Consider the following 13,405-nt stretch of genomic DNA (forward strand, 5'->3'; position numbering starts at 1 on the left):
TCCTATTTTCCCGTCCAGACCGGCAATCGCTTCTCGCGGAAGGCGCGCATGCCCTCCACCGCGTCGTCGCTCTCGAACACCGGCTTGAAACGTTCCAGTGCCACCGCCATTGCGGCTTCGGGCTTGAGCCCGGCGGTCTCGTAGATCATCGCCTTGGTGGCACTCACCGCGAGCGGTGCAGCGGCGCAAAGATCCATCGCGAGGCCGAGCGCCTTCTCCATCAGGAAGGCGTCGGGCACGACGTGATTGACCAGGCCGAGTTCGTAGGCGCGCCGCGCCGTGATCGGATTGCCGGTCATCGACATTTCGAGCGCGACCTTCTGCGGGATCACGCCGTTCAGCCAGAAGGCGTAGATCGGTGCGCGTCCGACGCGGACCTCGGTCAGCGCGAAGCTTGCGGTCTCAGCCGCGACGCACAGGTCGCACGAGATCGCCATGAAGCAGCCGCCGCCCAGCGCCGCACCGTTGATCGCGGCGATCACCGGCTTGGAGACCGACACCTCGTCGCGCAGGATCGGAATGAAACCGTGGCCATGGCCGCTCGCGGCCTCGGAGAGATCGCGGCCGGCGCAGAAGGCCTTGTCGCCGGCGGCGGTCAGGATCGCGACCCGCGCCGCGGGGTCGGCTTCGAAGCGCTTCCAGGCCGCCAGGACACCGTCGCGCATCGCCAGGTTCACGACGTTGCGCTTCTCGGGCCGGTTCAGGGTGATGATCGCGACCGGACCTTGCATTTCGTAGAGGACGGAATCTTCGCTCATCCGACAGCTCCCCTGGCCTGCAGCGCGTCGATGGCCTCGTCGCCGAGGCCAAGAAGAGTTGAAAGGGTCTCGCGGGTATGTTCGCCAAGCCGTGCCGGACGACCGTCGTATCGGACCGGCGTCTGCGACATCCGCATCGGCGAGGCGAGGCAGGCGACGTCACCCAGGTCGGGATCATCGAACTGGACCACCGCGCCGCGCGCCTGCACCTGCGGGTCGGCGAAGACCTGCCCGACGTCGTTGATCGGGCCGGCCGGCAGGCCCGCCGCCTCGAAGGCGGCGAGGCAATCGAGGACCGTGCGCCGCGCGATGGCGGGTTCGACGACCGCATCGAGGGCGGCGCGGTTGGCGACGCGCAGCGGCGAGGAGGCGAAGCGCGGATCGCCCGCCAGCCCCGGCATTTCGAGGACGGCGCACAGGCGCCGGAACTGGTCGTCATTGCCGGCGATGATCATGATTCGACCGTCGCGGCAGGCATAGATGCCGCTGGGATGCGTCACCGGATTGCGCGACCCGGTGCGCTGCGGCACCCGGCCGGACGCCAGATGATCGACCGCGAAATAGGACAGCGAGGAGACCATGACGTCGAGCAGCGACAGGTCGATCTGCTGGCCGATGCCGCTGCGGTCGCGATGGCGCAGTGCCGCCAGGATCGCGGTCGAAGCGTAGAGGCCGCTCAGGATGTCGATCATCGGCACCCCGGCGCGCTGCGGCCCGCCGCCCGGCTGGCCGTCGGGTTCGCCGGTGAGGCTCATCAGGCCGCCCATCGCCTGGATGATCGAATCGTAGCCGGCGCGGCTGCGATAGGGGCCGGTCAGGCCGAAGCCGGTGATCGAGCAATAGACCAGCCGCGGATTGATCGCGGCGAGATCTCTCCAGCCGAGACCGTAGCGCTCGAGCGTGCCGACCTTGAAATTCTCGATCAGCACGTCGGCCCTGGCGACGAGGCCGCGTACGAGATCGGCGCCCTCGGCATGGGCGAGATCGATGGCAACCGAACGCTTGCCGCGATTGGCCGCCCAGAAATAGGCCGAGCGGTTGACCAGCTCGCCCGTCCCACCGGGAAAGTGCGGCCCCATCAGCCGCGTGTCGTCGCCGACCGCCGGCCGTTCGATCTTGATCACCTCGGCACCGAGATCGGCCAGGGTCTGCGCGGCCGACGGACCGGCCAGGACGCGGCTCAGGTCGAGGACCCGCACGCCCTCCAGCGCTCGCACGCCGGCGTCCATCATTCGTCCAGCTTGATGTTGCCGGTGCGGATCACGTCGCCCCACTTCTTCGATTCGGCATCGAGGAAGGCGCGGAACTGGGCGGTGTCGTTGCCGACGATGTTGTTGCCGCCGGCGATCAGCTTTCGGCGAACCTCGGGATCGGCCAGCGCGGCCCTGGTGGCTTCGTAGAGCCGCTTGATGATCGCATCGGGCGTATGGGCGGGCGCGAACAGGCCGACCCAGGTATCGGCGTTGAAACCCTTCAGCACCGTCTCGTCGAGCGTCGGTACGTCGGGCAGACTCTGCGAGCGCTGCAGGCCGGTCATCGCGATCGCCCTGAGCTTGCCGGCCTGGATCAGCGAGAGGGTGGCCGAAACGGTCGAGAAGCTGAGATCGACGTTGCCGGCGACCACGTCCATGACGGCGGCGCTATCGCCCTTGTAAGGGACGTGCACCATGGCGGAGCCCACGCGTGACTTGAAGAGTTCCGCCGCGAGATGTGTGGGCGCGCCAATGCCCGATGAGCCGTACTGCATCTTGGCTCCGTTGGCCTTCACGTAGGCCACGAGTTCGGCGGGGGTCTTCACGGGCAGCTTCGGGTTCACGACGATGACGACGTCGTTCGTGGCGACGAGGCTGATCGGCACGAAGTCGTTCACCGGATCGTACGGCAGCTTCAGCATGTGCGGATGGATGGTCAGCGCGCCGATGCCGCCCAGCAGCAGCGTGTAACCATCGGGTGCCGCCTTGGCGACGGCGTCGGTGCCGATACGGCCGTTGGCGCCCGCGCGATTGTCGATGATGAAGCTCTGCCCGAGTTCGCGGCCCATGCGCTCGGCCAGCACGCGGCCGATATTGTCGGTCACGCCGCCGGGCGTGAACGGCACGATCAGCCGGATCGGCTTGTCGGGATAGGACTGGGTCTGTGCCCGGGCTCCGGCAAGCGCCGATCCGGTGCAGGCAAGCGCCGACAGCGCGCCCAGCACAAATCGTCTCGTTTTCATTTGCGTTTCCTCCGAGGGAAGGATTCGCCGAGTCCGATCATATGAGAATTATATTTTTTAAATCAGAATAATCTGATTATCGTATCGGCGATGAACCTGCGGTCCCTTCGCTGCTTCGTGGCCGTCGCCGAAGAACTGCATTTCGGCCGCGCGGCGAAGCGGCTCGCCCTTTCCCAGCCGCCGCTCACCCAGCACATCAAGAACCTGGAACTGGAGATCGGCGCCCTGCTGTTCCATCGCACCAAGCGATCGGTGCGCATCACCGATGCCGGCACCGCGCTGCTCGACGAGGCACGGCGGCTGATCGCCCAGGTCGACGGTCTGCGTCATGTCGTGCAGCGCGCGCACGAGGGCCGCAGCGGCTATCTGCGCGCCGGCTTCATCACCTCCTCGGTCTTCACCGAGATCAGAAATCTCTACAGCAAGATTTCGCGCGGCGTGCCGGGTGTCACGGTGATGTGGCAGGAAATGAGTTCGTCGGAGCAGATCGAAGCCCTGCACGAGGACAAGCTCGACATCGCCTTCCTCCACATGCCGACGCCCCACCCCGACCTCGTGACGCGCACGATTGTCCGCGAGCCGATGCTCATGGCCATGTCGGACGTGCACCGCCTGGCCGGACGCCGCCGGGTGCGGCTCTCGGAATTCGCCGGCGACGACTTCGTCCTGCCGCTCCGCCACATGTCGCCGATCTTCTACGACAGCATCATCGCCGCCTGCCGCGCCGCCGGCATCAGCCCGACGATCCCGCCCCATCAGCCGCGCAACCTGCTCACCATCCTCAGCCTGGTCTCGGTCGGTGCCGGTGTATCGGTGATACCGGGCACGCTGGCCGCCGCGGGGTTTCCCGGGGTCGCCTTCAAGCCCCTGCTCGGCGAAGCGCCGATCAACGAGGTTTCGGTGGTGTGGCGAGCCGACAACCGCTCGCCGGTCCTGGCGCGCGCCCTGCAGGCACTTGGCCTCGCGCGGACCCGGAGCGCTTCGGCCTGAAGCAGCGGCCGGAAGCGCGGTCACTGGCATTCGGGCCGGCCTTGCTTCCGCCACGGCCGCGCGCGAAGGTGCGGCCATGTCGTTTTCCGGCGATTCGGGCCGCCTGACAGCCGTCCTCGGCCCCACCAACACCGGCAAAACCTATCTCGCGATCGAGCGCATGCTCGGCCACGATTCGGGCATGATCGGATTTCCGCTGCGCCTGCTGGCGCGCGAGAACTATGAGCGCGTCGTCAAACTGAAGGGTGCGGCCCAGGTCGCGCTGATCACCGGCGAGGAGAAGATCTCACCGCCGGGCGCGCGCTATTTCGTGTGCACCGTGGAATCGATGCCGGTCGACAGGCCGGTTTCCTTCCTCGCCGTGGACGAGGTGCAGATGGCGTCCGACCCGGAGCGCGGCCACTTCTTCACCGACCGGCTGCTCCACGCACGCGGCCTGAACGAGACGATGCTGCTGGGCGCCGACACGATCCGTCCGATACTGAACCGACTGTTGCCCAACATCGACGTGGTGGCGCGTCCCCGCTTCTCGAACCTGTCCTATGTCGGGTCGAAGAAGGCGACGCGGCTGCCGCGCCGCTCGGCGGTGGTGGGATTCTCGGCCAACGAAGTCTACGAGATCGCCGAGCTGATCCGCCGGCAGCGCGGCGGAACGGCGATCGTCATGGGCGCCATGAGCCCGCGCACGCGCAACGCGCAGGTCGATATGTTCCAGTCGGGCGAGGTCGATTATCTCGTGGCGACCGACGCGATCGGCATGGGCCTCAACATGGATGTGAACCACGTGTGGTTCGCTTCCCTTCGCAAATTCGACGGTCGGACCTCGCGTCCGCTGCGCACCGGCGAACTGGCGCAGATCGCCGGCCGCGCCGGCCGTCACATGAATGACGGCACTTTCGGCACCACCGCCGGTGTCCCCGGCCTCGACGCCGAGGTCGTCGAAGCGATCGAAAACCATCGCTTCGATCCGCTGCGCGACGTGCAGTGGCGCAACAGCGAGCTCGATTTCCGGTCGGTCCAGGCCCTCGTGGGCTCGCTGAACGCCGGCCCACCGCATCCTGCGCTCCAGCGGGTCCGCGAGCAGGACGATCAGCTCGCCCTGCAGACGCTGGCGGCACAGTCGGCGTTTTTGCCGCGCCTGAATTCGCCGCGCCGGGTGAAGCTGCTCTGGGAAGTGTGCCAGGTCCCGGACTTCCGCAAGACCATGACGGAAGAGCACATACAGCTGCTGGGGCAGCTCTTCGGGCATCTGACGCAGGGTGGCGAACGCCTGCCGGAAGACTGGATCGAGAGCCATGTGAAGCGCCTCGAACGTTTCGATGGCGACATCGACACGTTGATGGCACGCATCGCACACGTTAGGACATGGACTTATATTTCCCATCGGCCCGACTGGATTCAGCGCGCCACCCACTGGCAAGAGCGCGCGCGCGCCATCGAGGACAGGCTTTCGGATGTTTTGCATCAACGACTCACGCAACGGTTTGTCGATAGACGCGCGGCTTTGCTTGTACGAAGATTGCGCGATGAGGGTGAAATGAACTCGTCAATCGCCGCAGCGGGCGAAGTCACGGTCGAGGGCGAGCATCTCGGTCGCATCGAGGGCTTCCGCTTCGTGCCGGACGCAACGGAAGGCCAGACCGACCAGAAGGCGGTGCTGAGCGCGGCTCTGCGCGTGCTGCGTCAGGATCTGCCCGATCGCCTGCAGGCCTTCGTGAACAGCCCGGATGGCGAAATCGTCTTCGACGGGCAATTGCGTGTCTGCTGGGGCGGCGGCCCCGTGGCGCGGCTGTTGCCCTCGGGCGACGTGCTTGCGCCCAAGGTCGAAGCCATCGCCTCCGATCTGCTGGACGGCCCGGCCCGCGAGGAAGTGCGCAAGCGCGCCGCGACCTGGGTGGAGACCCGCATTCGCCTCGGCCTCAGCGAGCTGATGGACGCGCGCGCCACGACCGAACTGCCGGCCGGTGCGCGGGGCGTGATCTTCCAGCTCTGCGAGGGCCTCGGCGTCCTGCCGCGCCGCCCGGTCGAGGAACAGCTCGCCCAGCTCAGCGAGGAGGATCGCAAGGCTCTGGCGCGCCTGGGCGTCCGCATCGGCGTCTTCTCGCTCTATTTCCCCAGCATGTTGAAGCCGGTGCCGATCCGTCTGCGCGCCGGCCTCTGGATGATCGCCAAGAATCGCGAGACGATCCCGACGCTGCCGGCCGAAGGCCGCACCTCGATGGATCTGCCGCGCGATGCCGAGCGCGATTTCTACGCGACCATCGGCTACCTGCCGCTCGGCGACCACGCGATCCGCGCCGACATGGTCGAGCGCCTGGCCGCCATGGCGCGTGCCGCCGTGCGCGACAGCCGCGAAGCCTCGCGCCGGTCGCAGCAGCAGGAAAAGCAGGAAAAGAAACCTGCCGTCGAGGCGAAGGGCGGCGCCCCCGCGATTCCCGCGCCCGCCACGGCCGACGAAATCAGCGAATGGGCCATCGTCGCCGCTGCTTTCGGCGAAAACGAACCGGCGGAGCCGGCAGCCGAGCCTGAGGCCCCCGTGGCCGAGCCTGTCGCTGCCGCCGCCGAGCCGGTGCCGGAACAGGCTCCGGAGCCCGCGACGGAACCCGTTGCCGAAGCGCCCGCCGAGGCTGCGCCCCCGGCTGATCCGGTTGCTTCCGAGCCGGTTGCTGCCGAGTCGGTTGCTGCCGAGCCGCCCGCGACCGAACTCGCCGCGTCCGAACCTCCCCCGGAAACGGCGCCAGACGGTGCGGCAGCCCCGGCCGACGGCAGCGCGCCTCCGGCAGAGGCCAAGCCCGCGAAGAAGGAGCCTCGGCCGTTGCCGCCGGGTTGGTTCCGCGCCACGCCGCAGATGATGTCGCTGGTCGGCTGCTCGGAGCCCGAGATGGCCAACGTGCTGCGCGGCCTCGGCTATCGCGTGCATCCGCCGTCGGAAGAGAACGGACCGCTCTACGCCTTCTCGATCAAGCCGCGCTTCGTGCGCGAGCGCGAGGAGCAGCGCGAGCGCCAGCGCCTCCAGGAGCGGGAACAGCGCCAGCAGCGCGAGCAGCGCCGTCGCGACCGGCCGGAACGTCCGAACGAGCGCCAGTTCTTCGCCGACACGCCGCGTCCGCCGCGCGGCAAGGATGACGGTCCGCGCAGTGGTCCCCGGCCGGGAGGCGGCCAGGCCAGCAATGCACCGCGTCCCGCTGGCCCCGCACAGGATCGCAAGGACGGGCGCCCCCCCAACGAGAACCGCGGACGCGACGACAGGCGCGGGCCCCGTCCGCCCCGCCGCGACAGCGGCGGGCCGGCGTTGCGCCTCTACGCGACGACGGAAACCAAGGGCGATGCGGCAGCCGATTCGCCGTTCGCCAAGCTGCTCGAGCTCAAGCTCGGTGGAAAGAAGTAGCCACCCGTGAGTCGCTGAGGCGCGATGCGGCTCGACAAGTGGCTCTGGCACGCGCGCTTCTTCAAGACCCGCACCCTGGCCTCCCGCTACGTCGAGAAGTCACGCTGCCGGATCGACGGCCGCGCCGTCGAAAAGCCGCACGCCGCGGTCGCGCCGGGCATGGTGCTCACCTTCGCGCTCGGCGCCCATGTGAAGGTGGTTCGCATTCTGGCCCTCGGCGAACGGCGCGGGCCGGCCCCCGAGGCGCGCGCGTTGTATGAGGAGATCGACTCGCCTTAAATCGCGTGCTTCCCATCGCCAGCCTTGCGCGGCGTGGGTTCGCACGTTAAGCAGCCGCCGCTCGTTTCTGGAGCTGATATGACCTACGTCGTGACTGAGGCTTGCATCAAGTGCAAGTACATGGACTGTGTTGAAGTCTGCCCCGTGGATTGCTTCTACGAGGGCGATAACATGCTGGTCATCAATCCGGACGAATGCATCGATTGCGGCGTCTGCGAACCTGAGTGCCCGCCCAATGCGATCCTTCCGGACACGGAAAAGGGCCTCGAGAAGTGGCTCGAGCTGAATCGCAGCCTGTCACTGACCTGGCCGAACATCACCCGCAAGGGTGAAGCGCCGGCCGATGCGGAGCAGTTCAAGGACGAAAAGGACAAGTTCGAGAAGTATTTCAGCGACAAGCCGGCGGCCCGCTGATTTAACCTCCCGCAAGTCCTCTATTGTACCTTTTGCAACAGTCATGCAGTTTGTGCATGGCTCGACCGTTGCTGAAATGCAACATATTGCGCGACTCCGCGCCTGAATTCTGATATGAGACTGCCGCTTGAAGCGGTCCGGGGTCCGGTCCGCCGCTCGCTCGGTGTCCACTTCGGTATCCGAAAGAAACTTACCGATGGCGTGACGCCGGGCCGAATACGCAGGGGAGCGTATGCGGTGGGTCGCGGTATCGCAGAAAGCGGGGCTGTTGTGAAGGGACTAGATGATATGGCCAAGCCGAAGAAGGCGCCCGCCAAGCCGAAGGAATATGCCTTCGAGAAGGGCGATTTCGTGGTGTACCCGACGCATGGCGTCGGCCGTGTAATTGATATCGAAGCCAAGGAGATCGCAGGTCACAAGCTCGACCTGTTCGTGATCTCGTTCGAGCAGGAGCGCATGATGCTCCGCGTTCCGGTGGCGAAGGCGAAGATTTCCGGCCTGCGCAAGCTCAGCTCGCGCAAGATCATGGAAAGCGCGCTGGTGACCCTGAAGGGCCGCAGCCGCGTGAGCCGCGCCATGTGGAACCGCCGCGCCCAGGAATACGAAGCCAAGATCAACTCGGGCGACCCGGTGTCGATCGCCGAAGTCGTGCGCGACCTGCATCGCAACGCCGGCCAGCCCGACCAGTCCTACAGCGAACGGCAGATCTACGAAGCCGCGCTGGACCGGCTGGCGCGCGAACTCGCCGCCGTCGAGCGGATCGATAAGGATCTGGCAACCCAGAAGCTGAACAGCGTCCTGCAGAAGGTCGCCTAGACGCTTCTGGTGCGATCATGAGCGAAAAGGCGGCCCGACACCTCCCTGTCGCGCCGCCTTTTTCATGTCAGGCCCTGCGACGCCCGTTTTCCCGATCATGACCAAGGTTGCTCCGATCGCCCGCCTGCGCGAGGGCGGTACCACCTGGGCGCTCGGCGCCCTGGCTGGCGACGATGCCGCACTGGAGCGGCTGGGAAGCGCCCTGATGCAGCAGTGGCGGCCCGGCGACCGGCTCGTGGTGCTGGGCAACATGCTGGGCGCCGCCGGCAACACGCCGCGCACGATCGACCTCATGCTGCTGCTGCGCCGGCGTCTGCTGGCGAGGCCCGGCGCCGAGGTCGAGGATTTCGTCTTCCTGCGCGGGCCGCAGGAGGAGATCTGGCACAAGGCGCTGCAACTCCAGTTCGCGCTGGCGCCGCTCGACGTGCTCGACTGGATGCTGTCGCGCGGGCTGGACGCCATCATCTCGGCCTACGGCTATTCGATCGCCGAGGGCCGCATCGCCAGCCGCAACGGCTCCCGCGCCATCGCGCGCTGGACCTCGGGCCTGCGCGAACGACAGGCTGCCTGGCCCGGCCACAGCGATCTCCTGAACGCCCTGTCCCGTGCCGTGCTCAGCGCCGATGGCCGGCTCCTCTTTGCCGCCAGCGGAGTCGATCCCGGCCGGCCGCTCGACAGGCAGGCCGATGCCTTCTGGTGGAGCACCCAGACCGATTCGGCGCTCGAAGAATCGCTTGGCAAGGCGAACGATGGCCACTGGCCAGCCATAGAACGTGTCGTGCGCGGCGCCGCCCCGTCCCGGAACGTCCCGCAGGACGCCGGCCGCGTCCTGACCGTCACGCGCGAAAGGCCGGCCCTGGTGGCGCTCGACGCCGACGGCGCCGTGCTGGAGCGAATCGAGGCTTAAGGCTCGATGATCTTGATCTGGGCGCGGCTCGCGAGTTCGGCGGGTGTCTGCGCCGCGTTCAGCACGAGAAGACGTTCCATCTTGAGATCGGGATAGGGCATGCGGGCGGCGAGCTGTGCCGGCGTCGATCCCGCCGGCGAAACGATGCGCAGCCGGTAGGGCTGGAGCGCAGCGGCTTCGGCGGGCGTGAGGGTGCGGAACGTCCGTGCCGCCCGCACCATCTCCTCGATCTGCCGGTCCTGGTGCGCGCCCTCGCTCACCAGGGCGAAGTTGCACACCCGATCGCCGTCCCGGATGACGACATAGCGTGCCTGGCCGAGCCCGGTGTCGGAGCCGCGGGGGCGGGCACCGATCGCGGCCTCGTTGCCGTTGATCTCCAGGGTCCGGATGTCGGTCGGGGTGGGCTTCAGCTTGTTGCGCATCCAGTCGTCGAGCGGACCCGGTATCTGCGTCGCGACGCAGGCGAGCAACATCAGGGAGCGGTCGCGGTTTACCGCCAGCACGCCGTCGCTATCGTTGAGCAGGCGGAAGCCCGGCGGCGCCGTGAAGGCGAGGCGCATCGTCGGATGGAGGAAAGTGCGGCCGCGAATGAAGCCCTCCCGCGGCGAGTCGTCGACCGACATGCCGTTGATGGCCGCGAAGTAGCCTTTCTCGTTGGTTTCGCCGGGCGCGTTCGCGAGCGGAAGACCCGCGATCGCGGAGGTGCGCTCGATCGGCACGGGATGTGTCGACGCGGCGCTCGGCCGGTCGCCGACATCGGGCGACTCGCCCATGATCTGTGCCTCGAGGGCACTCTGCTGGCGCAACCGCTCGATCAGGGAGGCCATCGCATCGCCGCGATAGCCGGCCTTGACGATATAGCCCAGTCCCAGGCGGTCGGCCTCGAGTTCCTGTTCGCGCGAATAGCGCCGCAGCGCGAGCAAACCGTCCTGCGCCACCGCCCGGCCGACGGTGACCGAGCCGCTGGCGGCGGCCGCGTCGATCGCCGCCTCGAGAACACTCTGACGAACGCGGGCGCGCTGCGCGGCGTGACGCTGCACCAGATGGCCGAGTTCGTGGCCGACCGCCGCAGCGAGTTCGGCCTCGTTCTCCAGCAGGGCCAGCAGGCCTCGCGTGACGAAGACGTAGGATTGCACGGCGTGCGCATTGGCGACCGGCGAATCGAGCACGACGAAGCGGAAACCGCTGACGCCGGCGGCGGCCACCACGCGCTGGCCGACCCGGTCGACATAGGCCTGCAGACGGGCATCCTGGTCCGCAGGACCGACGAGCTTCTCGATGCCGCGCGGCAGGGTGACGACGCCGCGTCCGGTCGCCGCAGGGGAGTCCGGGGCGGACGGCTCCGCGGACGTGCAGGCAACGACGCTGGCCAGCAATGCGACCAGCGCCAGAATACGGCGAATATCCACGGATCCTCCTGGAACGACTCGACCTTAGACGCTCGGCGGACAAGGCTGCAATCGCCTGCAAGGCTGGCACGAATGCCGCCGCTATGGCAGTGATGCCCCGAGGACAATCGCATGCCGCGTTCAGAGACCCCTCTTCGTTCCGATCTGTTTCCCGAAATCTCGCCCTATGCCAGCGGCATGCTGGCGGTCGATGGTCGGCACACGATCTATTGGGAGCAGAGCGGCAATCCGGAGGGCGTGCCCGTCGTGTTCCTGCACGGCGGACCGGGCGCCGGCTCGGCGCCGGTCCATCGCCGGTTTTTCGATCCGCAGTTCTATCGCATCGTCGTATTCGACCAGCGTGGCTGTGGCCGCTCGATGCCGCTCGGTGAATTGCAGGACAACACCACGGCCGATCTCGTGGCCGACATGGAGAAGCTCCGGACGCATCTCGGCATCCCGAGCTGGCTGCTGTTCGGCGGCTCCTGGGGCAGCACACTGGCACTGGCCTACGGTCTCAGCCATCCAGGGCGCGCCACCGGCTTGATCCTGCGCGGCATCTTCCTAGGCGCACGCCCGGAGATCGACTGGTTCCTCCACGGCATGCGCACCATCTTCCCGGAGGCGTGGCGCGAATTCGCCGAGCACCTGCCGGCCGAGGAGCGCGGCGACCTGCTGGGCAACTATTACCGTCGCCTGATCGACCGCAATCCCGACCTGCACCGTCCGGCGGCGCGCGCCTGGAGCCGCTACGAGGCGGCCTGCTCGACGCTCTACCCGATGGTGCGCGCGCCGTTCGAGACCGACCATGGCGGCTTCGCGCTCGCCCTGTCGCGCATCGAGGCCCACTATTTCGCCAATGGGACCTTCGTGCCGGAAGACTGGCCGTGGGCCGGTCTCGACCGCATCCGCCACCTGCCCGCCACCATCGTCCAGGGTCGCTACGACATCGTCTGCCCGCCGGTGACGGCCGATGCGCTGGCCCGCGCCTGGCCCGAGGCGCGATACGTGATCGTGCCCGATGCCGGCCACAGCGCGCTGGAACCCGGCATCCGCGCCGCCCTGGTCAACGCCACCGAAAGCTACCGGCTCTCGACCAGCGACACCGAACTCTTCGCCCCCCGCTTTCCGTGGGACGCATAAAAAAAGACCGAACCGAGGAACGCCTGATCATGTCGTACGAACTCCCGCCGGAGCAGACCGGCGCTGCCGCCTGGTATGGACCCGAGATCGCCAAGCGCGACGACTGGATGATGCCGCTGTCGGCCGCCGAAGTGGCCGAGGTCGAGGCCGCGACCCAGGCGCTGGTCGCGCGCGACGCCGACATCGCCGTGCTGAAGCCGCAGGATTTCCCGCTGCCGACGCTCGGGGCGAAGCTCCGCTCACGCGTCGACGACGAGGTCCTGAACGGCCGCGGGTTCCTGCTGCTGCGCGGCCTGCCGGTCGACCGCTGGTCGATCCGCGAATCGGCGACGGCATTCTTCGGGCTGGGCGCCCATCTCGGCAGCGCCCGCTCGCAGAACGGCAAGGGCCATGTGCTGGGCCACGTGCAGGATCTCGGGCTCGACGTGAACGACCCCAACGTGCGCATCTACCAGACGCACGAACGGCAAACCTACCACACCGATTCCTGCGACATCGTCGGGCTGCTCTGCCTCAAGACCGCGCGGTCGGGCGGGCTGTCGGCGCTGGTGAGCTCGACCACGATCTTCAACGAGATGCGCCGCCGCCGGCCCGACCTGCTGAAGCTGCTGTTCCAGCCGATCGCCACCGACCGGCGCGGCGAGGTACCGGAGGGACAGAAGCCCTTCTTCGAGATCCCGGTCTTCAACTGGCACCAAGGCTACCTGACCGCAATCTACCAGCGCCAGTACATCGACAGCGCCCAGCGCTTCCCCGAGGCGCCGCGGCACACGCCGGAGCTGATCGAGGCCCTCGACATGTTCGATTCGCTGGCCAACGACCCGGCGCTCAACACCTTCATGGAATTCAAGCCGGGCGACGTGCAGCTGGTTCACAACCACACGATGCTGCACGACCGCACCGGCTTCGACGACTGGCCCGAACCGGAGCGCCGCCGTCACCTGCTGCGCCTGTGGCTGGCCGCCGAGGGGGCCCGGCCGCTGCCCGAGATCTTCGCCCAGCGCTACGGCCAGGTCACCATCGGCGACCGCGGCGGCATCATCGTGCGCGGGACGAAGCTGCACGCGCCCCTGCAGGCCGCCTGAGCCAGTTGACCCGGGCCTGCCT

12 protein-coding genes are annotated in these 13,405 nt (G+C 67.7%); 8 read left to right on the forward strand and 4 right to left on the reverse strand.

All coding sequences use genetic code 11. From position 1 onward, the window contains the following. Window positions 1-2 precede the first annotated feature (2 nt). The 3 genes from ACP15H_RS23820 to ACP15H_RS23830 are packed head-to-tail and all read right to left on the reverse strand — an operon-like array spanning window position 3 to window position 2,973. Complete coding sequence (locus ACP15H_RS23820; RefSeq protein ID WP_425068615.1) at window positions 3-758, reverse strand: enoyl-CoA hydratase/isomerase family protein; 756 nt, start codon at window positions 756-758, stop codon at window positions 3-5. Beyond that, window positions 755-1,990 (reverse strand): CaiB/BaiF CoA transferase family protein, encoded by a 1,236-nt coding sequence (locus ACP15H_RS23825; RefSeq protein ID WP_425068616.1) that lies wholly within the window; start codon window positions 1,988-1,990, stop codon window positions 755-757. The genes ACP15H_RS23820 and ACP15H_RS23825 overlap by 4 nt, the downstream gene beginning before the upstream one ends. Next, a complete protein-coding gene (locus tag ACP15H_RS23830; RefSeq protein WP_425068617.1) occupies window positions 1,987-2,973 on the reverse strand; it encodes a Bug family tripartite tricarboxylate transporter substrate binding protein in 987 nt (328 codons plus the stop codon). Before ACP15H_RS23830 ends, ACP15H_RS23825 begins: the two co-directional genes overlap by 4 nt. Before the next feature lie 90 nt (window positions 2,974-3,063). Here ACP15H_RS23830 and ACP15H_RS23835 point away from each other — a divergent pair, with 90 nt between their 5' ends. From ACP15H_RS23835 to ACP15H_RS23860, 6 genes are all read left to right on the forward strand, one after another. After that, complete coding sequence (locus ACP15H_RS23835) at window positions 3,064-3,963, forward strand: LysR substrate-binding domain-containing protein (RefSeq protein WP_425068618.1); 900 nt, start codon at window positions 3,064-3,066, stop codon at window positions 3,961-3,963. Window positions 3,964-4,039: 76 nt separating this feature from the next. Continuing rightward, a complete protein-coding gene (locus ACP15H_RS23840) occupies window positions 4,040-7,351 on the forward strand; it encodes a helicase-related protein (protein WP_425068619.1) in 3,312 nt (1,103 codons plus the stop codon). 24 nt (window positions 7,352-7,375) lie between these two features. Continuing rightward, a complete protein-coding gene (locus ACP15H_RS23845; RefSeq protein WP_425068620.1) occupies window positions 7,376-7,630 on the forward strand; it encodes an RNA-binding S4 domain-containing protein in 255 nt (84 codons plus the stop codon). 78 nt (window positions 7,631-7,708) lie between these two features. Continuing rightward, entirely contained in the window at window positions 7,709-8,044 is a 336-nt protein-coding gene (gene fdxA, locus ACP15H_RS23850) for a ferredoxin FdxA (RefSeq protein ID WP_298315792.1), read from the forward strand. Between the two features lie 288 nt (window positions 8,045-8,332). Next, entirely contained in the window at window positions 8,333-8,860 is a 528-nt protein-coding gene (locus ACP15H_RS23855; RefSeq protein WP_298315789.1) for a CarD family transcriptional regulator, read from the forward strand. A 97-nt stretch (window positions 8,861-8,957) separates the two neighbouring features. After that, window positions 8,958-9,767 carry a hypothetical protein gene (locus tag ACP15H_RS23860; RefSeq protein WP_425068621.1) on the forward strand — a complete coding sequence of 270 codons (810 nt, stop codon included), beginning with the start codon at window positions 8,958-8,960 and terminating at the stop codon, window positions 9,765-9,767. Here the strand turns inward: ACP15H_RS23860 and ACP15H_RS23865 are convergent. Beyond that, on the reverse strand, window positions 9,764-11,176 hold the full coding sequence (locus ACP15H_RS23865) for a M48 family metalloprotease (protein WP_425068622.1): 1,413 nt from the start codon (window positions 11,174-11,176) through the stop codon (window positions 9,764-9,766). The two genes, ACP15H_RS23860 and ACP15H_RS23865, sit on opposite strands and share 4 nt — an antisense overlap. A gap of 111 nt (window positions 11,177-11,287) precedes the next feature. Between ACP15H_RS23865 and pip the strand changes: the two genes are divergently transcribed. Both pip and ACP15H_RS23875 read left to right on the forward strand, forming a co-directional pair. Beyond that, entirely contained in the window at window positions 11,288-12,298 is a 1,011-nt protein-coding gene (pip, locus tag ACP15H_RS23870; protein ID WP_425068623.1) for a prolyl aminopeptidase, read from the forward strand. A gap of 29 nt (window positions 12,299-12,327) precedes the next feature. Next, window positions 12,328-13,383 carry a TauD/TfdA family dioxygenase gene (locus ACP15H_RS23875; protein WP_425068624.1) on the forward strand — a complete coding sequence of 352 codons (1,056 nt, stop codon included), beginning with the start codon at window positions 12,328-12,330 and terminating at the stop codon, window positions 13,381-13,383. Window positions 13,384-13,405 lie beyond the last annotated feature (22 nt).

Source organism: Reyranella sp. (assembly GCF_965249915.1).
Lineage (GTDB): Bacteria > Pseudomonadota > Alphaproteobacteria > Reyranellales > Reyranellaceae > Reyranella.

What these genes read in the sequence shown, in the direction of transcription:
- ACP15H_RS23820 (WP_425068615.1), bottom strand. Translation starts at nt 758, where the DNA reads ATGAGCGAAGATTCCGTCCTCTACGAAATGCAAGGTCCGGTCGCGATC.
- ACP15H_RS23825 (WP_425068616.1), bottom strand. Translation starts at nt 1,990, where the DNA reads ATGATGGACGCCGGCGTGCGAGCGCTGGAGGGCGTGCGGGTCCTCGAC.
- ACP15H_RS23830 (WP_425068617.1), bottom strand. Translation starts at nt 2,973, where the DNA reads ATGAAAACGAGACGATTTGTGCTGGGCGCGCTGTCGGCGCTTGCCTGC.
- ACP15H_RS23835 (WP_425068618.1), top strand. Translation starts at nt 3,064, where the DNA reads ATGAACCTGCGGTCCCTTCGCTGCTTCGTGGCCGTCGCCGAAGAACTG.
- ACP15H_RS23840 (WP_425068619.1), top strand. Translation starts at nt 4,040, where the DNA reads ATGTCGTTTTCCGGCGATTCGGGCCGCCTGACAGCCGTCCTCGGCCCC.
- ACP15H_RS23845 (WP_425068620.1), top strand. Translation starts at nt 7,376, where the DNA reads ATGCGGCTCGACAAGTGGCTCTGGCACGCGCGCTTCTTCAAGACCCGC.
- fdxA (WP_298315792.1), top strand. Translation starts at nt 7,709, where the DNA reads ATGACCTACGTCGTGACTGAGGCTTGCATCAAGTGCAAGTACATGGAC.
- ACP15H_RS23855 (WP_298315789.1), top strand. Translation starts at nt 8,333, where the DNA reads ATGGCCAAGCCGAAGAAGGCGCCCGCCAAGCCGAAGGAATATGCCTTC.
- ACP15H_RS23860 (WP_425068621.1), top strand. Translation starts at nt 8,958, where the DNA reads ATGACCAAGGTTGCTCCGATCGCCCGCCTGCGCGAGGGCGGTACCACC.
- pip (WP_425068623.1), top strand. Translation starts at nt 11,288, where the DNA reads ATGCCGCGTTCAGAGACCCCTCTTCGTTCCGATCTGTTTCCCGAAATC.
- ACP15H_RS23875 (WP_425068624.1), top strand. Translation starts at nt 12,328, where the DNA reads ATGTCGTACGAACTCCCGCCGGAGCAGACCGGCGCTGCCGCCTGGTAT.